This window comes from Vibrio sp. KUL70 (assembly GCF_059725515.1).
Genome location: NZ_AP045834.1, coordinates 2,507,937 through 2,529,027 on the forward strand (window position 1 = coordinate 2,507,937; position 21,091 = coordinate 2,529,027).

Sequence of the window (21,091 nt, forward strand, 5' to 3'; positions counted from 1 at the left end):
CTTCACAAAGCACTTATTTAAAGATATAAAACAAGCCCTAAATCACGTTATACAAACGGTTGAAAGTGGCTAATTATCGGGCGCATTTCTTCGCTACTGATACATTACTAGGTGTTGGCTTGACTATTTGTTGGACTTTGAGAAGCGAGTCACAACAGAACGGCAGATTTAATTTTTTGTGGAAATTTAACGTTATTTGGCTAAGTGATGGAGATCTACAAATATGAAAACAGGCTATAAAACTCCGTCAATAATGACATAAAAAGTAAGTGACTACTTACAAAATTTATCTACCTGTTATTAACTGCGACTCATATCACCCAAGCATTAATTGTACACTTATCCATCAAAAGTGCATTTTTTAACGTTAATGACGTGTCGATTTGTAGTTTTAACGTTTTTAACGGGAAACGAGTTTGATTAATTCATGAATAAGGTGTTTTCTTACTCGTGCCAAAGGTCTACAGGCCACTCTTTCCACTTCATAGAAGCAGCGATGATTCTTGGAACAATGACAAAGAGGTAGACCTTGAACAGAGTGTGTATCTACGAATAGCAAAAGATGACATTCAATCCATTAGTGAAATGAAAGCAAATAGTAAGGAACAGCTATGCTTGCCAATATAAAAAAAACAGCACTAGCAACAGCAATTATTGCGACTGCTACTACAGGTTTTGCATCGGTAGCAACAGCTGCAGAACGCAGCGAACTGACTATCCACCCGAAAGAGTACACAACGTTTGTACGTAACTTTAACCCGTACCTAGGTGCGACGAACTTACATACAACGACGGACTTCTTATACGAACCACTTGTTGTTTTCAACGAAATGCACGGTAACACACCAGTATTCCGTCTAGCTGAAAACTTCAAAATGGCTGACGACCTAATGAGCGTAACGTTCGACATCCGTAAAGGTGTTAAATGGTCTGACGGTGAAACCTTCTCAGCAGATGATGTTGTTTTTTCTTTCAACCTTGTAAAAGAGAAGCCAGAGCTTGACCAATCTGGTATCAACTCTTGGGTAACTTCAGTAGAGAAACTTAACGATTACCAAGTTAAGTTCCGCCTAACAGAAGCAAACTCAAACGTGCCTTATGAGATTGCTAAAGTACCTGTAGTACCTAAGCACATCTGGAAAGACATCAAAGATCCAGCAACGTTCACCAATGAGAACCCTGTAGGTTCTGGTCCATTTACTGAGATCGATACTTTCACAGCTCAACTTTACATTCAGTGTGAAAACCCGAACTACTGGGATGCTGACAACCTAGACGTTGACTGTCTGCGTGTTCCACAAATCGCAAACAACGACCAATTCCTAGGTAAAGTGGTTAACGGTGAAATGGACTGGACATCTTCTTTCGTACCAGACATCGACCGTACGTACGCAGCAGCAAGTCCTAAGCACCACTACTGGTACCCGCCAGCAGGTACTCAAGCATTTGTTGTGAACTTCAAGCACCCAGATGCTGCGAAGAACGAAGCACTAAACAACGTTGAATTCCGTCGTGCATTCTCTATGGCTCTTGATCGTCAAACTATCATCGATATCGCATTCTACGGTGGCGGTACAGTGAATGACTTCGCATCAGGTCTTGGCTACGCATTTGAAGCTTGGTCTGACGAAAAGACTCACAACAAGTACAAAGCGTACAACACGTACAACGTAGAAGGCGCGAAGAAGCTTCTTGCTGACGCTGGTTTCAAAGATGTAAATAACGACGGCTTTGTTGATACACCATCAGGCAAATCTTTCGAGCTACTGATCCAATCGCCAAACGGTTGGACTGACTTCAACAACACAGTACAACTTGCTGTTGAGCAACTGAACGAAGTTGGCATCAAAGCAAAAGCTCGTACACCAGATTTCTCTGTGTACAACCAAGCAATGCTTGAAGGCACGTACGACGTAGCTTACACAAACTACTTCCACGGTGCGGATCCATACACTTACTGGAACAGCGCGTATAACTCTTCACTGCAATCTGGTGACGGTATGCCTCGTTTCGCGATGCACTTCTACAAGAACGACAAGCTAGACGGTCTTCTAAACAGCTTCTACAAAACGGCTGATAAGAACGAACAGCTAGACATCGCTCACGGTATCCAGAAGATCATCGCAGCTGACCAAGTAACGATTCCTGTAATGTCTGGTGCTTACATGTACCAATACAACACAACTCGCTTCACTGGTTGGTGGAATGAAGAGAATCCAAAAGGTCGTCCAAACATCTGGGCTGGTATTCCAGAGCGTCTACTTCACGTACTGGACCTAAAACCAGTTCAATAAGCAGTCGTTCAATCCTTGCGGCGTAACTCCTTACGCCGCTTATAAAAATCCCCACACTCTCAATTGAAAGTATGGCGCTCGTCGTCAGGGGGTTTCTCGTTCCAAATTTTCGCTAGGAGCGACCTGAATCCAGAAACAGGGAAACAATCTGGGTGAGTAAGGTGTGAGTTATGGGTTATTTTTTAAGACGTTTGTCATTTTATTTTGTCGCGCTATTAGTTGCTGCGACGTTAAACTTTGCAATTCCTCGAGCAATGCCGGGCGACCCGGTGACGATGATGTTCGCTAATGCTTCTGTTCAGGTAACCCCTGAGCGTATCGCAGCAATGAAAGAGCTACTCGGCTTTGTCGATGGCGGTCTGTTAGTACAATACATTGCTTACATGAAGAACATCCTTAGCTGGGAGCTAGGCACTTCAATTCAATTCTACCCACTGTCTGTAAACTCGCTACTCGGCGGCGCATTCGGTTGGTCTCTATTCCTAGCAGGTACTGCGGTTGTTCTATCGTTCTCGCTAGGTTCTATTCTAGGCATCTTCGCAGCTTGGAAGCGTGGCAGTAAATACGATGCATTCGTGACCCCAGGTATGCTGATTCTACAAGCGGTACCTCAAGTGGTTATCGCAATGATTGCCCTGTTCACCTTCGCAATCGGCCTTAAGTGGTTCCCGACTGGCTATGCATATACTGCAGGTACAGTGCCAGATTGGACAAGCTGGGCATTTATTAAAGATATGGCTTATCACGCTGTTCTTCCTCTATTTTGTGCATCTGTGGTTCAGATCGGTGGCTTCCTAGTCAACATGCGTAACAACATGATCAACCTTCTTGCAGAAGACTACATCACTATGGCTAAAGGTAAGGGCCTGAGTGAAAACCGAGTCGTTTTCAACTACGCGGCACGTAACGCACTATTACCGAGTGTAACCGCACTTTCAATGTCCCTTGGTATGGCTATCGGTGGTCAGCTCATCATCGAAATCATTTTCAACTACCCAGGTCTTGGTACGGTTCTGTTCAATGCGATTAACGCGCGTGACTACCAAGTTCTTCAAGGTCAGCTGCTTATCATGACGCTATTCATGCTGTTCTTTAACCTTGTCGCTGACATGCTTTACGTTGTTCTTGACCCTCGTCTACGTAAGGGTGGTAAATAATCATGAAAGACTTTCTAAAACTCATTTGGCGCAACCCGATGGCACTCACTGGTGTCATTATCCTTGGTGTCTTCATCTTAGCAGCGCTGTTTGCACCATTAATTGCAAAACACGCTCCAGACAAACGTACGGGTAATCCGCACGAATACCCAAGCTTCGTAGTGAAGTCAGCTCAATCTAACCCTGATGGCTGGGTAGCAACCAACCTAGCTGATGATCGCCGTACACTGATCATGTCTAAAAAGGCAGACCACGCACTGGGAACCACTCGCATGGGTCGAGATGTTTGGTCTCAAGTAGTCCACGGTGCGCGCGTATCATTAGCAGTAGGTTTCGGTGCAGGTATCACAGTATGTCTGCTCGCAACGGTAATCGGTGTTTCGGCAGGTTACTTCGGCGGTCGCGTTGACGACATTCTTACCGCGGCGATGAACATCATGCTGGTTATTCCACAATACCCATTGCTCTTTGTAGTCGCAGCATTCATTGGTGAGGCCGGCCCATTAACCATCACCTTAGTGATCGGCTTTATGTCCTGGGCTTGGGGCGCGAGGGTTATCCGCTCACAAACGCTGGCTCTGCGTGAAAAAGAGTTTGTTAAAGCTGCTGAGGTATTGGGTGAGTCTTCTTTCCGAATCATCTTTGTTGAAATTCTACCAAACCTAATCTCTATCGTTGGCGCGAGCTTCATCGGCTCAGTGATGTACGCAATCATGATGGAAGCGACGCTCTCTTTCCTTGGTCTTGGCGACCCGAATACCGTGAGCTGGGGCATCATGCTTTACAACGTACAAGCCTCTTCTTCAATGCTGATTGGCGCTTGGTGGGAACTACTAGCTCCATGTATTGCGCTAACGCTACTTGTCACCGGCCTGGCATTACTGAACTTTGCTGTTGATGAGATTGCTAACCCACAACTGCGTTCACACAAAGGCATGAAGCGCTGGAAGAAACTTGCAGCGCAAGACAAACAAGAGCGTGAGCCTGAACTACCACCACAAAATGCACTTTGGAGCGGAGATAAATAATCATGACAGCACCACTCATTTCTATCCGCAACCTTTGCGTAGATTACATCACAGACGCGGGCGATGTCCGCGCCTGTAACAACGTAAGCTTTGACATTGCACCCGGAGAAGTCTTCGGTCTAGCTGGAGAGTCTGGCTGTGGCAAGTCAACGGTCGCGTTCTCATTGATGCGCCTTCACAAGCCGCCAGCGTTTATCACAGGTGGTGAAGTTATCTTCAATGGTGAGAACATCTTAGATTATAGCGACGAACGTATGCAGGCATTCCGCTGGAGCGAGATGTCGATGGTATTCCAGAGTGCGATGAACGCGTTGAACCCTGTATTACCAATGGAAGAGCAATTCTGTGACGTGATTATGCGTCACACTAACATGACTCGTGAACAAGCAAAACAACGCGCTGAAGGCCTGCTGGAGATCGTTGATATCCACCCTAGCCGTCTTAGCGATTACCCGCACCAATTTTCTGGCGGTATGCGTCAGCGCTTGGTGATTGCGATTGCATTAGCTCTGAATCCGAAATTGATCATCATGGATGAGCCAACAACGGCTCTCGATGTGGTAGTACAACGCGAGATCCTACAGAAGATCCACGCGCTAAAAGAGGAGTTCGGTTTCTCTATCTTGTTCATTACCCATGACTTGTCGCTGATGGTCGAGTTCTCTGACCGTATCGGCATCATGTACTCAGGTGAACTGATCGAGGTGGCGAACTCACAAGATATTCTAGAAAACCCTTACCACCCGTACACCAAAGGACTGGGAAGTTCCTTCCCTCCTTTGACGGGTCCAAAAACGAAATTGGCAGGCATCCCTGGTAACCCTCTGAACTTATTAGAAATACCAGAAGGTTGTCGCTTCCAAGCTCGTTGTGACCGTGTACATGAAACTTGTACGAAAGTGCCAACCAAACTGCGCTCAATTGAACCAGGGCATCTTTCAAACTGCCACCTTTATGGTGAGCCAATAGTACATACCAAGCTCTAGCTTGCCTGCTCTTAGAGCATCAATACAACAAGGCGGACAAACCGCCATGCAAGCAAAAAGCGATAAAGGATTCTGGAGACAATTATGAGCAAAAATTACGGTCAACTATTGGTAGAAGGTAAGAACGTCGTCAAAGACTTCCCAATAAGCAGCACCACAATTCAAACTCCAATGATGCGTGCGATCAACGACGTGTCATTCAAGATGTATAAAAGCCGTGGCCTCGCCGTTGTAGGTGAATCTGGCTCAGGTAAATCAACCACAGCGAAGATGATCGCTAAGATGTACGCGCCAACTGACGGCGTTATCGAATACAAAGGTCGTGATATCCAAACTATCGCGTCTAAGCGTGATTTGATGACCTACCGTGAAGGCGTACAGATGGTATGGCAAGACCCGTTTGGTTCACTCAACCCAACTCACAACATCTTCCACCATATTTTGCGCCCACTGCTGATTCACAAAAAAGTGGACCCTCGCAATAAGCGTGAGCAAGAAGAGCGCGTATACGATCTTCTTGAGCAAGTTGGTTTGATCCCACCAAAAGAGACAGCTCAGAAGTACCCGCACCAACTGTCTGGCGGTCAGCGTCAGCGTGTCAATCTGGCGCGTAACATCGCAGTAGGTGCCGAGGTAGTTCTAGCTGACGAGCCAACCTCAATGCTCGACGTATCAATCCGTGCAGGTGTTCTCAACCTGATGGAAGAGATGAAGTTTGAGAAAGAGATGTCGCTACTTTACATCACCCACGATATCGCGACAGCTCGCTACATCGCGGAAGACCTTTCAGTGATGTATGTCGGACACATGGTGGAATGGGGAGATACCGATGAGGTCATCGCCAACCCACAACACCCATATACCCAGCTTTTGGTGTCAGCAGTTCCGGATCCAAAGAAATCAATCCATGAAAAATTGGCTGGCAACAAAGGCGAAATTCCACTGTGGACTCCTGAGTCTGCAGGCTGTCCTTTTGCTGGTCGCTGCACGCACGCAACTGACAAGTGTAAAGAGCAGTTACCGGGTGTGACTCAGTTGGGTGAAAACCACTTCGTACGTTGTTACCTACACGAGAGTTAACAAGTTGGTTGGGGGCTGCACTGTCCCTAACCTTTTCACTCTGGTCATTTAACGTCGACCATTTTTAACCAAAGATTTAGTACCTAGCCAATAGAAATTAGGACTGTCGGAGACATTTGATGCTGTTACTCACCAATCACATCGGCTATGAAGCCAATGCGCCAAAGCAAGCGATACTGCAAACTCGCAAGGCTCGTCTTTCCTCTACCTCCGTACTGTTGGTGTGTGCAGATAATCATGTCACCGTTGATAGTTTTGATGTGGTTAAGCACGGCCAAGTTGCAAACTGGCACACAGGAAACTACTTCACGATTGATTTCAGTGAAGTGACACAGCCGGGGCGTTACTACCTACGCTTTGAAAATCTGCGTTCAGAAGTTTTCGAGATTGGTGTAAATCTACTGATGCAGAGAACCTTCTCTGACGTTCTGCACTACTTCAAATCACAGCGCTGTGGTGGCATTTTCGACAAGAAGGATAAACAAGCTCAATTGCTGGGCACTGAGCGTTATGTTGATGTGCACGGTGGTTGGTACGACGCATCGGGTGACGTCAGTAAGTACTTTAGTCACCTCTCTTATGCAAACTACCTAAATCCACAACAGATCCCGATGGTGGTTTGGAACATGCTCAAAGGGCTGCGTTTAGCTCAGGATCATCAAGCATTCCAAAAGTTCACTCAAACTCGCCTTACGGAAGAGGCACTATTTGGCGCCGACTTCTTAGTGCGTATGCAAGATGCAGCCGGCTACTTCTACATGACTGTGTTTGACAAGTGGAGCAAAGATATCAACCAACGTGATATCTGCGCCTACGCGACGCAAGAAGGTATCAAATCTGATGATTTTCAAGCCGGATTCCGCCAAGGTGCTGGAGTCGCTATCGCAGCGCTGGCGAGTGCTTCTGCTCTGGACGTTTCTGGAGAGTACTCAAATCAAACCTATTTAGAGACTGCTGAAAAAGGCTACTGGCACCTAAAAGAGTACAACCACCTCTATCTCAACGATGGTGAAGAGAACATCATCGATGAGTACTGCGCACTATTAGCGGCAAGCGAACTCTATCGCGTAACTAAAGACTCTAAATACCTTGCTGAGGCAAGAATCTGGACTAAACGCCTTAGCCAGCGCCAACAGTCAGATCAAACCGTTGAGTATTTCTGGTCTGCAACTGCTGACGGCTCGCGCCCCTATTTCCATGCTGCAGAAGCAGGATTGCCTGTTATCGCTCTATGCGAATACTTAGCTATAGAACCGGATGAGCAGCAGCATCAAGCTGCACGTCTCGTGGTCGAGCAAGCCTGCCAATTTGAAGTCAATATTACCGACAAAGTCACGAACCCATTTGGCTACCCTCGACAATATGTCAAACCAGTCGACGGCGATAAGCGAGACGCCTTCTTCGTCGCTCACAACAACGAAACGGGCTATTGGTGGCAGGGGGAGAATGCGCGCCTAGGTTCTTTGGCGACTATGGCATTACTCGCTCAACCGTATATTCATAACGAAGCACTTAAAGCTCGTCTGATTACCCTATCTCAAAACTGTTTAGACTGGATTTTAGGTCTCAACCCTTACCACATGTGCATGCTAGACGGTCACGGCCACAACAACCCAGACTACCTGCCACAACTTGGTTTTTTCAATGCCAAGGGCGGTATTTGTAATGGCATTACTGCGGGTTTTGAAGACGAAGAAGATATCGCCTTTAATCCACCCGCTCAGAAAGACGACATGCTGCAAAACTGGCGTTGGGGGGAGCAGTGGATCCCTCATGCTACTTGGTATCTGTTAGCAACAGCCGCCCAGTTTAACTTCACCGTTAATCAAGGGGAGCAATAACATGTACTACGTTGGTATTGATGGCGGCGGCACCTCTTGCCGAGCTCGAATCCGTGACACTGAAGGCCAATTTATTGGTGAAGCCAAAAGCGGCAGCGCCAATATTCTTCTTGGTACTGATATTGCGATGGCGTCCATCGTAGCTGCTATTCGTGATGCAGCTCTACAAGGCGGTTTAACGGAGTCTGACTTTTCTAAGATGCATGTCGGACTAGCACTTGCAGGAGCTGAACAAAAAGCGGCTTGGTTGAGCTTTATGCAAATTGACCACCCTTTTGCCTCTATCACCCTAAATACCGATGCCTATGGTGCTTGTGTTGGTGCTCATAACGGGCAAGACGGCGCGATCATGATTGGTGGTACAGGCTCATGTGGGATCTTGCTAAAAGATGGGGATCAACACGTCGTTGGTGGTCGCGAGTTCCCAATCTCAGACCAAGGTGGTGGTGCCGTGATGGGACTGAGACTTATCCAGCAAGTACTGCTTGCGGAAGATGGTATTCGCCCAAAAACATCACTGTGCCAACACGTCATGAACCACTTCGATAATGACGTCGACAATATTGTTGAATGGTCAAAGACCGCCATACCAAAAGACTACGGTCAGTTTTCCCCGGTGATTTTTCAACTCGCTAACGAAGGGGATGAGCTCGCGATTGAGATGCTCAAACAAACTGCAGCTGACATCGAGATGTTTATCAATGCCCTCCACCGAAAAGGAGCCAATCAAGTGTGCCTAATGGGCAGTATCGCTGAACGTATTCTGCCTTGGCTCTCTCCCGTTGTTCAGCAATGGGTTGTACAGCCTCAATTCGACGCCATCGAAGGTGCATTGATGTTTGCTGGAAAGCCCGAACACAACTTGTACTAATAGACTTAACAGGGAAGTGATATGAATTACCGCATTGACTTAGCCGTTCTCTCAGAACAGAAGCAAAACTGCCGCTTTGGTCTAACCGTACACAACTTAAGTGATGCCGACATCAAAACATGGTCGCTACACTTTGCCTTTGATCGTTTTATTGTTCCAGAGAGCTTATCGCAAGGCACTCTGACTCAGGTAGGTAGCTACTGCACGTACACGCCGAATGACTGCGAACTTAAAGCCAATAATCACTACTACTTTGAATTCAGTATTCAGAGTGCTCCGTTCCGTTTTCTTTCGGACGGTTTAAACGATGCGTTTATCCAAACTCACACTAATAATGAAACGCAAATCTTACCGGTAGATATTTCCCCAATTGTTCTGGCCTCTCCTTACCGCGAACGCACTGAAGTTCCTCAGGTTGATGCCGCGCCATTGGCGCTGATCCCACAACCAAACTCAGTCACAATACAAAACGGGCTCTTCTCTCTAAATCCAAACACAGCGCTCGCTATCATCTCTGCACTGGCAAGCGATGGTGGAGAGTGGCTGAAAGAAGAATTGCGCACCCATTTCGAGCTATCACTGCCTGAGCAAGAGGTGGGTGCCATTACCTTTAGAGCCAACCCAACACTCGATGATGCTGAATATAAACTCACGGTAACAGAGGAAGCCATAACAGCAGAAGCCGGTAGTCAAAGTGGTTTTATCCATGCAGCCGCAACCCTGATTCAACTTATTGATCAGCAAGGTGTGGAGTCTTTCTCAGTTCCATGCTGCAAAATCGTCGACAAACCAAGATTTAGATACCGCGGGATGATGCTCGACTGTGCACGCCACTTTCACTCACTAGAGGATGTGAAGCGTTTAATCAACCAACTCGCTCTATACAAGTTTAATGTTTTCCACTGGCACCTCACCGACGATGAAGGTTGGCGCATAGAGATAAAACAGCTGCCTAAACTGACCGACATTGGCGCATGGCGCGGTCGTAATGAAGCACTGGAACCTCAATATACCCATCTGGCACAGCGCTACGGTGGCTATTACACCCAACAAGAGATTCGTGAAGTGATCGCCTACGCCGAAAAGCGCGGCATTACAGTGATTCCAGAAATTGATATCCCGGGTCACTGCCGAGCAGCAATCAAATCTCTACCAGAAATGTTGGTTGAGCAGGAAGATACAACCGCATACAAGAGTATTCAGCACTATACCGATAACGTACTTAACCCTGGGCTTAAAGGCACCTATCAGTTCCTAGATATTGTTATCGAAGAAGTCGCTGCTCTCTTTCCAAGCAAGCTTATCCACATGGGCGCCGATGAAGTGCCACATGGCGTTTGGACAAACAGTCCTGCAGCTCAAGCAGTAATGAAAGAACACGGTTATCAAGACAGTAAAGAGCTGCAAGGTCACCTATTCCGCTATGCCGAAAACAAGCTCAAACAACTTGGTAAAAAAATGGTCGGCTGGGAAGAAGCACAACACGGCGACAAGGTCAGCAAAGAGACCATCATCTACTCATGGCTAAGTGAAGAAGCCGCTGTCAATTGTGCTAGACAAGGCTTTGACGTGGTGCTGCAACCAGCTCAATTCACTTACCTCGACATGACACAAGATTTTGCACCAGAAGAACCTGGTGTCGACTGGGCTTCAGTGATTCCACTGGAACAAGCCTACAACTATGAGCCACTCGCGGAGATCTCTGACACTGACCCGATTCGAAAACGAATTCGCGGCATTCAGTGTGCGCTTTGGTGTGAAATTGTTACCCACCAACAGCGTATGGATTACATGGTATTCCCTCGGATCAGCGCACTAGCGGAAGGATGCTGGACCCACAAGAACAATCGTAACTGGCTGGATTACCTATCCCGCTTAAAAGGTCACTTACCTCTGCTTGAACGGTTAGATATTCAGTACCGCTCACCTTGGTAAGAACACTAGAAAACCCATTAATTTCGGATACATAGCCACGAGGCTCTGAATCAATATTTGTAAGATTAACTGCCGGAGTGCAGTTTGTTAAAAAGGAAATAACAATGAAATACGGCTATTTCGACAACGAGAATCGCGAATACGTCATCACTCGCCCAGACGTACCGGCACCTTGGACTAACTACTTAGGTACCGAGAAGTTCTGTACTGTCATATCACACAACGCTGGCGGTTACTCGTTCTACAACTCACCAGAATATAACCGTGTTACTAAATTCCGTCCCAACGGCACCTTTGATCGTCCGGGACACTATGTCTACCTGCGTGATGATGAGACAGGTGATTACTGGTCTATCTCTTGGCAGCCAGTGGCTAAAAGCCTCGACGAAGCCAACTACGAGGTTCGTCACGGCCTGTCATACTCAAAGTTCAAATGTGAATATAGCGGCATTACCGCAACCAAAACGCTATTCGTCCCTAAAGGCGAAGATGCAGAGATTTGGGACGTTATACTAAAGAATAACACTGATAAGCCACGTACTATCAGCACATTCTCATTTGTAGAGTTCTCATTCAGCCACATCCAATCAGACAACCAAAACCACCAGATGTCTCTGTACTCTGCGGGCACGTCTTACCAAGAAGGTGTGTTGGAATACGATCTGTACTACAACACCAACGACTTTGAAGGCTTCTACTACCTAGCATCCACCTTCTCACCAGACAGCTACGACGGTCAGCGTGACACCTTCCTTGGCATGTACCGCGATGAAGCTAACCCGATTGCGGTTGAAAATGGTAAATGTTCGAACAGTGCGCAAACCTGTTACAACCACTGTGGTTCTCTGCATAAGCAATTTACCATTCAGCCAGGCGAAGAAGTTCGCTTTGCTTACGTACTAGGTATCGGCAAAGGCAACGGTGAGCGCCTACGTGAGAAATATCAAGACACTGCAAACGTAGATGCTGCGTTCCAAGGAATCAAAGATCACTGGGACGAGCGTTGCAACAAGTTCCAAGTTAAGTCTCCAAACGAAGGCTTAGATACCATGATCAACACCTGGACACTATACCAAGCAGAGACTTGTGTAGTGTGGTCGCGCTTTGCATCATTCATTGAAGTGGGCGGCCGTACTGGTCTTGGCTACCGTGATACCGCGCAGGACGCTATCTCTGTACCTCACGCAAACCCTAAGATGACACGTAAGCGCATTGTCGACCTACTACGCGGCCAAGTTAAAGCGGGCTACGGCCTACACCTATTCGATCCTGACTGGTTTGATCCAGAGAAAGCGGATGTTAAGCCTTCGAAATCACCAACGGTAGTGCCGACGCCATCAGACGACGACAAGATCCACGGCATTGAAGACACCTGCTCTGATGATCATTTATGGATCGTACCAACCATCATCAAATACGTGATGGAAACCGGTGAACACGAGTTCTTTGATGAAGTGATTCCATACGCAGACGGCGGTGAAGCGACTGTCTACGAACACATGAAAGCAGCACTGAACTTCTCTGCAGAATACGTTGGTCAAACCGGTATCTGTAAAGGTCTACGTGCTGACTGGAATGACTGTCTGAACCTAGGTGGCGGTGAGTCATCTATGGTGTCGTTCCTACACTTCTGGGCTCTACAAGAGTTCCTAGATCTCGCTAAATTCCGCAATAACGACGCTGATGTTGAGAAATACACTGAAATGGCCGCGAACGTTCGTGAAGCGTGTGAAACACACCTGTGGGATGACGAAGGTGGCTGGTACATCCGTGGTCTAACAAAAGATGGCGACAAGATCGGTACTGCACAACAAACTGAAGGTCGCGTACACCTAGAGTCAAACACACTAGCGGTTTTATCCGGCGCAGTATCTCAAGAGCGTGGCGAGAAGGCGATGGACGCTGTCGATGAGAATCTATTCTCTGAATACGGCCTGCACCTAAACTCTCCATCATTTGCGACACCAAACGATGATATCGGCTTCGTCACTCGCGTTTACCAAGGCGTAAAAGAGAATGGCGCAATCTTCTCTCACCCGAACCCATGGGCTTGGGTAGCAGAAGCGAAACTTGGTCGTGGTGACCGTGCAATGAAATTCTACGATGCACTTAACCCGTACAACCAAAACGACATGATTGAAACACGTTACGCAGAACCATACTCGTACGTGCAGTTCATCATGGGTAAAGACCACCAAGACCATGGCCGTGCTAACCACCCTTGGTTAACCGGCACTTCAGGTTGGGCATACTTTGCGGTTACCAACTTCATTCTTGGTATTCGTACAGGCTTTGAAGGCTTAACCGTAGATCCTTGTATCCCAACAGATTGGCCAGAGTTTGAAGTGACTCGCCAATGGCGTGGTGCGACATACAACATCACGGTGCAGAACCCGAATGCAGTAAGCAAAGGGGTGGCCTCTATCACCATCAATGGCGAAGCAGTCGAAGGTGCTATCCCAGTTCAGGCAGAAGGCAGCGTGAACGATGTTATCGTTGTTCTAGGCTAATCGCGTAATTTAACCAATCGCTCTTGCCTCAGGTCATAAGTGACTTGAGGCAATGAGACTCAAAGGATTTTCACATGATTAAATTTGGTACGGGTGGCTGGCGCGCTTTCATAGGTGAAGAGTTCACTCGCGATAACGTTCGCTTGGTCGCTCAAGCATTGGCTAACATCATCAATGATGAAGATGCAGCACAAAATGGCTTTGTCATTGGCTACGATCGTCGCTTCTTATCCGATAAAGCGGCCTGCTGGTTTGCAGAAGTACTTGCTGCTAACAACATCAAGGTCAGTTTCATCGACAAATTTGTACCGACACCAATAGTGATGTTCCAAGCGAAAGAGATGGGCTGTACCTACTCGGCGTGTATCACCGCTTCGCACAACCCAGCAGATTATAATGGCATTAAGGTGTTCATCGAGGGTGGCCGCGATGCTGATGAGATTATTACTGAAAAGATCGAACAACAGATTGCGACGTTAACCAACGAGGACGTTGTACGTGTCGATTTCGAACAAGCACTCAGTGACAAAGAGATCGAAATCATCAACCCGATGAACGACTTTGTCGATTCGATCATCAACTTCATCGACATCGAGTCGATCAAGAAAGCTAACCTGCGCGTACTGATTGACCCTATGTTTGGTGTAGCTAAAAATGCCCTGCAAACTGTTCTTATCAACGGCCGTTGTGATGTTGATGTCATTAACGACGGCAAGAACCCAGACTTTGGCGGTTTGATGCCTTCACCAAGCGCAGCAACATTGTATCGCTTGAAGCACTTGGTTGCGGCTGAAGGTTATGACATCGGTATTGGCACCGATGGCGATGCTGACCGCCTAGGTATTATCGATGAGAAAGGTAATTTCATTCACCCAAACGAAGTGCTACTGCTGCTTTACTACTACTTGCTGGAATACAAAGGCTGGAAAGGTTCGGTAGTGCGTAACATTGCAACCACTCACCTACTCGATAAAGTCGCCGCTGACCACGGTGAAAAGAGCTTTGAGGTTCCAGTAGGCTTTAAGCACATTAGTTCTCAAATGGAAGCGGATGACTCACTGATTGGTGGCGAAAGCTCAGGCGGCCTGACCATTCGTGGACATATCAAGGGTAAAGATGGCGTATTCGCTTCAAGCTTGTTGGTTGAGATGATCAGTGTAACGGGCAAGAAGCTCTCAGAATTGCTGGATGAGATCTACTCAAAGTACGGTTATGCCTACACAGCGGAGGGAGATTGCACGTTCAAACCTTCTCAGAAAGAGGCGCTTTACACCAAAATTTATGTCGAGAAACAGCTGCCAGAGTTTGAATATGAGATTGAAAAAGTCAGCTATGACGATGGTGCGAAAGTCTACTTCAAGAATGGTGGCTGGGTGATTGCCCGCTTCTCAGGAACCGAACCGTTGCTGCGTATATTTGCAGAAATGGAAGATAAAGACACTGCTGAACGTGTTCTTCAAAACATGAAAGCCTTCCTATCTTTGTAACTCCTTAAGGAAGGGTTTTATACCTAGATTTAACCCTATAGGTGAAGAACGCTTGCCCAGTATCGACTTAGTCAGTCTGATACTGGGCTTTTTTATTCATATGAGATTATTTCGATTGAAGCCAATGAGTTACTGATGAACAATTTAGAAAGCAAGAACACCCTTGCTATCAACTTTCACTGTCACTGGCATGCCGACTTCCAATGCTTCAGAAGAGGTCGCCAGCAGTTTCTGACCATGCGCTTCAATCACGTAGCGGCAATGGTCTCCCATAAACTGCTGCTCTAACACAGAGATAGCACTGTCTTGCTCATAGCTCGCCAAGATATGCTGAGGTCTTAATAGCAGTTCACAATCATTGCCTAACTTGATGTCAGTTTGAGATTTGGCCTCAACCACACCTAAGCTGGTTTCAAATTCATGTTCGGAGATACGCTGCGCATTCAAGTAGCTACCGCCACCTAAGAAGTCAGCCACAAACTTGCTTGAAGGGTGGAAATACAACTCCGAAGCAGAACCGTACTGTTCGATCACACCATTGTTCATCACGGCCATTTTGTCAGAAAAAGCAAAAGCTTCCTCACGACTATGCGTTACGAATATCGCGGTAACACCCTGTTTTTTAAAAATCTTTCTGATCTGAGAAATCAGCTCATGTCGAACCTGAGTATCGATATTTGAAAACGGCTCATCAAGTAGCAGCAGATCAGGCTTATAAGCTAATGAGCGTGCGATAGCGACGCGTTGCTGTTGACCGCCTGATAGTTGGTGAGGGTAGCGCTCACCGTACTCATCAAGATGAACCAGTTCAAGCATCTCTCTAACCTTAGCCTGCTTCTCCTTCTCAGAAAGATCTCGCAAACCAAAAGCTACGTTTTGGTTTACCGTTAAGTGTGGAAAAAGCGCATAATCTTGAAAGATCATCCCAATATTGCGCTGTTCCGGTGGTAACCAATTCTTACCATCATCAATGGTTTGACAGTTAAGGTTCATTACACCACTGCTTAGCGGAAGCAGACCAGCAATCGCCTTTAACAACGTTGTTTTACCACAACCGCTAGCACCAAGCAGACAGACAATCTCACCGTGCTCAACCTCTAGAGAGAGAGACTCTAAAACCGTCTGAGACTCATACTTACAAGTCAGATCTTTAATTAATAGTGCACAGCTCATTAGTTTTTTTGCTCCAAAGAACGGTTAACGATGATAAGCGGAATCAATCCCACCAGAACTAGCAATACTGCTGGCATTGCAGCCAACTCAAGGTGTTCATCCGACGCGTAGTTATAAACATAGGTTGCTAGCGTTTCAAAGTTGAACGGGCGCAATAACAGTGCCGCATTCAGCTCTTTCATTGATTCAATAAACACCAATAAGCCAGCAATTAAAGCACCACGCTTGATCAAAGGAAGATGTACTCGACGCAACATCTGGTTGGTGTTACAACCCATCGTTTTAGAAGCCATATCCAGTGATGGAGAAACCTTGCTCAAACTACTCTCAATACTGCCGATGGCGACTGCCGAAAATCGTACTACCATGGCAAAAATCAGTCCGAACATTGAACCAGAGAAGATAAGTCCTGGACGGCCCCACTCCATAGCTTTAGCGACATCATTGACGAAGTGATCCATAAATAGAACCGAAACCATAACACCGATGGCAAGCACTGTACCCGGTACCGCATAGCCCATGGATGAAAGACGCATGCAAGCAAGGTTACGCTTGCTTGGATTCACTCGCTGGTTAAAGTTCACAATCAGAGCCACAAGCACAGCAATCATAGCGGCGAGAAAAGAGACATTTAAACTGTTCATCGCGTATTCTCTAAACTCAGCAGTCCAGCTCTGTGCGAAGTACTTGTACGCGTAGATAAGCAGTTGACCGAGCGGGAATAAGAAAGCGACACAAACCAATCCCCAACACCAAAAAAGTGCTAGCCACTTTTTCCAGCCGTTGAGCTGATAACGGAAATCTTCTCGGCTATTGAATTGGTTTTGAAATAGCTTTTGCTTACGGCGGCTGTAACGCTCTGTACTCAGTAACATGATCACGATAACCAGCATGATAGCCGAAATTTTAGCCGCAGCAGTGAGGCTAGAGTAGCCGAGCCAAGTATCATAAACCGCCGTCGTTAATGTGTTTACCGCAAAGTAGCTCACAGTACCGAAGTCACCGATAGTTTCCATCGCCACAAGGGATAAACCGACCGCCATCGACGGACGAACTAAAGGCAGAGAAATACGTCGGAAGCTTTCCCACGGAGAACATTTTAGGAGTCTTGCAGATTGCAGCAAAGAGACATTCTGCTCCATAAACGCAGCTCGGCACAGTAGGTAAACATACGGGTAGAAAACTAGGGAGAGTACGATTATCGCGCCGCTTAAAGTGCGTATGTCAGGGAACCAATACTCACCGGGTCCCCACCCTGTAATATCACGTAGCAGAATCTGTACAGGCCCAGCAAAGTCGAACCAATCGGTAAAGATATAACCTACGATGTAACCCGGCATCGCCAAAGGAAGTACCAAAGCCCATTGAAGGACTCGTTCACTGGGGATGCGGCACATCGCCATGATCCACGCAGAGGGAATGCCAAAGATTAACGACAAACACATAGTGCCCAAAGCCAGTACAACCGTATTGTAGGCGTAAGTAGGCATCACCGTAGACATAAGATGGGAGAAAAGATCACCCGTTTCACCAACAGCGGTTGTGAATATCGCTAAGATCGGCAAAACCAGCAGTAGAGCTATCACTCCACTACTGGTATTCCATATATAATTCTTTTGTTTCATCGCTTAATTACAACGGAGAGGGATAACTCGAAAATGCGTTTGAAAATACATCTCATATCCTTTTAAAAACTAAGGGTAGTTATACCGATATCGCGCATTGACTGCAAGGCGCGAAGCTCAGAACTCCACCGTTCTAGACGTTACTTTGTATCAAAAAGTGACTTACTTAAAAACAAAACAACCCCAAGCCCTTAAAGTAGGAACTTGAGGTTGTTGATTAATCTAGGCCGAAGCCTACATCAATGAAATTAAAGGTCGAACTTCACTTCGTCTAGAAGCTTAATTGCCGCTTCGTGGTGGTTAGCAATTTCATCTAGAGAAATTGTATCTGCTTTAAACTCACCCCAAGATGCTACAAGCTCAGATGGCTTAACATCCGCTTTTACTGGGTATTCGTAGTTTACCTCAGCGTACATGCCTTGTGCAGTGTTACCCGCTAGGAATTCCATTAGCTTAACAGCGTTCTCTTTGTTTGGAGAGTATTTCGCCATTGCCATACCAGAGATATTTACGTGAGTACCCGTCGTCTCTTGGTTAGGGAAGTTGATGTAAACAGCATCAGCCCAAGCTTTTTGCTCTTTATCGTTAACCATCTTACCTAGGTAGTAGCTGTTACCAAGAGAAACGTCACATAGACCTTCTTTGATAGCTTTAACTTGTGCACGGTCATTACCTTGAGGCTTACGAGCTAGGTTTGCTTTAACGCCTTCTAACCACTCTTTAGTTTCTGCTTCGCCTTTATGAGCAATCATAGAAGAAACTAGAGATACGTTGTATGGGTGCTTACCGCTACGAGTACAGATTTTACCTTTGAATTCTGGCTTAGCTAGATCTGCGTAAGTGAAGTCTTCACCTAGACGACCAACGCGGTCACGTGAAGAGTAAACGCTACGTGTACGAGTTGTAAGAGCAAACCATTCGTTATCAGTATCTTGGTACTGAGCAGGGATGTTCTTCTCTAGTACATCGCTCTCAACAGATTGTACAAGACCTTGCTTAGTTAGCTCAGACAGACGGCTGATGTCTACAGTTAGGATAACGTCAGCTGGGCTGTACTCGCCTTCTTGCGCTAGCTTCTCTGCTAGACCTTTCTTCGCGAACTTAACGTTTACTTTAATGCCCGTTTCTTTCGTGAACTCATTGAACATTGGCTCTACAAGGAAAGGTTGACGGTAAGAGTATACGTTCACTTCTTCTGCCGCGATTGCAGCTGTAGGTGCGATTGTTGCACAAGCTAGAGCAGAAAGAGTTAGCAGTTTTTTCATTGGTTCAGTCCTTTAACTTCGTAATGATAACGTTTATCAGTTGCGTTATTATATTCATCATAATTTAGAAAACAATGACGAAGAACAAAAAAACCTGCTCATCCGAGCAGGTTTCAAGTAGGTTAAATGTAAATATTTGTAAATATTACTTCACAGATACGAACTCTGGGTAAGCACCAACACCACAATCGTGCATATCCATACCTTCTAGCTCTTCGTCTTCGCTTACACGGATACCGATTGTTGCTTTAAGGATTGCCCACACCGCTAGACTTGCACCGAACACCCAAGCAAAGATAACTGCAGCACCGAATAGTTGAGCACCAAACGTTGCATCCGCGTTGCTTAGTGGCACAGCCATTAGACCGAAGAAGCCACACACACCATGTACTGAGATAGCGCCTACTGGATCATCAATCTTAGCTTTATCTAGAGCGATGATGCTGAATACCACTAGCGCACCAGATACTGAACCGATAGCAACTGCGAATAGAGGCGATGGAGATAGTGGATCCGCTGTGATAGCCACTAGACCAGCCAACGCACCGTTCAATACCATGGTTAGGTCTGCTTTACCCCAAGTTGTCTTACACACGAGTAGTGCTGCGATTGCACCTGCTGCTGCTGCTGCGTTTGTATTTAGGAAGATTTGACCCACTGCTGTTGCGTTTTCGAAGTCCGATACCATTAGCTGAGAACCGCCGTTGAAGCCGAACCAACCGAACCACAGGATGAATGTACCTAATGTTGCTAGTGGCATGTTTGAACCAGGAATTGGGTAGATTTCACCGTTTTTACCGTATTTACCTTTACGAGCACCTAGTAGAAGTACGCCAGCTAGAGCTGCTGCTGCACCTGCCATGTGTACGATACCTGAACCTGCGAAGTCACTAAAGCCAGCTTCAGATAGGAAACCGCCGCCCCATGTCCAGTAACCTTCCATTGGGTAGATGAACGCTGTCAGAACCACAGAGAAGATTAGGAATGACCATAGTTTCATGCGTTCAGCAACCGCACCAGATACGACTGACATTGCTGTTGCAACGAATACAACTTGAAAGAAGAAGTCAGACTCTAAAGAGTGATCCGCACCTTCACCTTGTGTACCAATCAGTGCACCAAAAGATGGCAACCAACCGCCTTCACCATTGTCGACATACATGATGTTGTAACCAACCACTAGGTAAGTAGTACATGCAATTGCATACAAACAAATGTTTTTGGTTAGGATTTCAGTCGTGTTCTTTGAACGTACAAGCCCTGCCTCAAGCATTGCAAAACCTGCCGCCATCCACATTACCAACGCACCTGAAATGAGGAAGAAAAAAGTGTCTAGTGCGTAACGTAACTCCGTTACTGTTGTTAAAAGTTCCATATTAAATTCTCCAGTCCTTGAATTCTTAAAGTGCTTCTGCGTCCATTTCACCTGTACGAATACGTACTGCTTGACTCAGGTCGTACACAAAAATCTTACCGTCACCAATTTTCCCTGTGTGAGCCGCTTGGCTAATCGCTTCAACAACGCGATCTACATTTTCTGCTTGCGTAGCGATTTCTATTTTTACTTTTGGAAGGAAATCAACTTGATATTCCGCACCACGATACAGCTCCGTGTGGCCTTTTTGACGACCAAAACCTTTGACCTCTGATACAGTCATACCTTCGATACCGACATCAGATAGCGCTTCTCTTACATCGTCTAATTTGAATGGTTTCACTATGGCATTGATGAGTTTCATAATCGTTCCTTAGATTTTTCACTTAGTCCGTTAATACTCTTTCTATAATCCAAGTAGCGTGCCAAAAAGTTAAACTATTGATATTAAACACTTTAATGTT

At 46.3% G+C, this 21,091-nt stretch carries 15 protein-coding genes; 10 read left to right on the plus strand and 5 right to left on the minus strand.

What is annotated here, in order from left to right:
• Positions 1–611 precede the first annotated feature (611 nt).
• From AC6I7V_RS11065 to AC6I7V_RS11110, 10 genes are all read left to right on the plus strand, one after another.
• Complete coding sequence (locus AC6I7V_RS11065; protein ID WP_255229968.1) at positions 612–2,294, plus strand: ABC transporter substrate-binding protein; 1,683 nt, start codon at positions 612–614, stop codon at positions 2,292–2,294.
• A gap of 170 nt (positions 2,295–2,464) precedes the next feature.
• Positions 2,465–3,451: an ABC transporter permease gene (locus AC6I7V_RS11070; protein WP_255229967.1), complete on the plus strand. Its 987-nt coding sequence runs from the start codon at positions 2,465–2,467 to the stop codon at positions 3,449–3,451.
• 2 nt (positions 3,452–3,453) lie between these two features.
• On the plus strand, positions 3,454–4,479 hold the full coding sequence (locus AC6I7V_RS11075; protein WP_255229966.1) for an ABC transporter permease: 1,026 nt from the start codon (positions 3,454–3,456) through the stop codon (positions 4,477–4,479).
• Between the two features lie 2 nt (positions 4,480–4,481).
• Positions 4,482–5,465 carry an ABC transporter ATP-binding protein gene (locus AC6I7V_RS11080; RefSeq protein WP_261882056.1) on the plus strand — a complete coding sequence of 328 codons (984 nt, stop codon included), beginning with the start codon at positions 4,482–4,484 and terminating at the stop codon, positions 5,463–5,465.
• Between the two features lie 84 nt (positions 5,466–5,549).
• A complete protein-coding gene (locus AC6I7V_RS11085) occupies positions 5,550–6,545 on the plus strand; it encodes an ABC transporter ATP-binding protein (RefSeq protein ID WP_150869238.1) in 996 nt (331 codons plus the stop codon).
• 119 nt (positions 6,546–6,664) lie between these two features.
• Positions 6,665–8,386 (plus strand): glycoside hydrolase family 9 protein, encoded by a 1,722-nt coding sequence (locus AC6I7V_RS11090; RefSeq protein WP_498010891.1) that lies wholly within the window; start codon positions 6,665–6,667, stop codon positions 8,384–8,386.
• Position 8,387: 1 nt separating this feature from the next.
• Positions 8,388–9,257: a glucosamine kinase nucleotide-binding domain-containing protein gene (locus AC6I7V_RS11095; protein ID WP_255229962.1), complete on the plus strand. Its 870-nt coding sequence runs from the start codon at positions 8,388–8,390 to the stop codon at positions 9,255–9,257.
• Positions 9,258–9,278: 21 nt separating this feature from the next.
• Positions 9,279–11,192: a beta-N-acetylhexosaminidase gene (locus AC6I7V_RS11100; protein WP_498010892.1), complete on the plus strand. Its 1,914-nt coding sequence runs from the start codon at positions 9,279–9,281 to the stop codon at positions 11,190–11,192.
• Positions 11,193–11,296: 104 nt separating this feature from the next.
• On the plus strand, positions 11,297–13,702 hold the full coding sequence (locus AC6I7V_RS11105; protein WP_498010893.1) for a glycoside hydrolase family 94 protein: 2,406 nt from the start codon (positions 11,297–11,299) through the stop codon (positions 13,700–13,702).
• Between the two features lie 74 nt (positions 13,703–13,776).
• A complete protein-coding gene (locus AC6I7V_RS11110; protein ID WP_498010894.1) occupies positions 13,777–15,189 on the plus strand; it encodes a phosphoglucomutase/phosphomannomutase family protein in 1,413 nt (470 codons plus the stop codon).
• A 144-nt stretch (positions 15,190–15,333) separates the two neighbouring features.
• Here AC6I7V_RS11110 and AC6I7V_RS11115 read toward each other — a convergent pair whose 3' ends face one another.
• The 5 genes from AC6I7V_RS11115 to glnK all read right to left on the minus strand — a co-directional run bounded on the left by AC6I7V_RS11115 (position 15,334) and on the right by glnK (position 20,991).
• Entirely contained in the window at positions 15,334–16,362 is a 1,029-nt protein-coding gene (locus AC6I7V_RS11115) for an ABC transporter ATP-binding protein (protein ID WP_498010895.1), read from the minus strand.
• Positions 16,362–17,987, minus strand: a complete 1,626-nt coding sequence (locus tag AC6I7V_RS11120) for an ABC transporter permease (protein WP_498010896.1) — start codon at positions 17,985–17,987, stop codon at positions 16,362–16,364. The genes AC6I7V_RS11115 and AC6I7V_RS11120 overlap by 1 nt, the downstream gene beginning before the upstream one ends.
• Before the next feature lie 248 nt (positions 17,988–18,235).
• The gene (locus tag AC6I7V_RS11125; RefSeq protein WP_032551510.1) at positions 18,236–19,252 is read right to left on the minus strand and encodes a Fe(3+) ABC transporter substrate-binding protein; all 1,017 of its coding nucleotides are present in this window, start codon (positions 19,250–19,252) and stop codon (positions 18,236–18,238) included.
• Positions 19,253–19,397: 145 nt separating this feature from the next.
• Positions 19,398–20,627, minus strand: a complete 1,230-nt coding sequence (locus AC6I7V_RS11130; RefSeq protein WP_255229956.1) for an ammonium transporter — start codon at positions 20,625–20,627, stop codon at positions 19,398–19,400.
• A 25-nt stretch (positions 20,628–20,652) separates the two neighbouring features.
• Positions 20,653–20,991, minus strand: a complete 339-nt coding sequence (gene glnK / locus AC6I7V_RS11135; RefSeq protein WP_255229955.1) for a P-II family nitrogen regulator — start codon at positions 20,989–20,991, stop codon at positions 20,653–20,655.
• Positions 20,992–21,091: the final 100 nt, after the last annotated feature.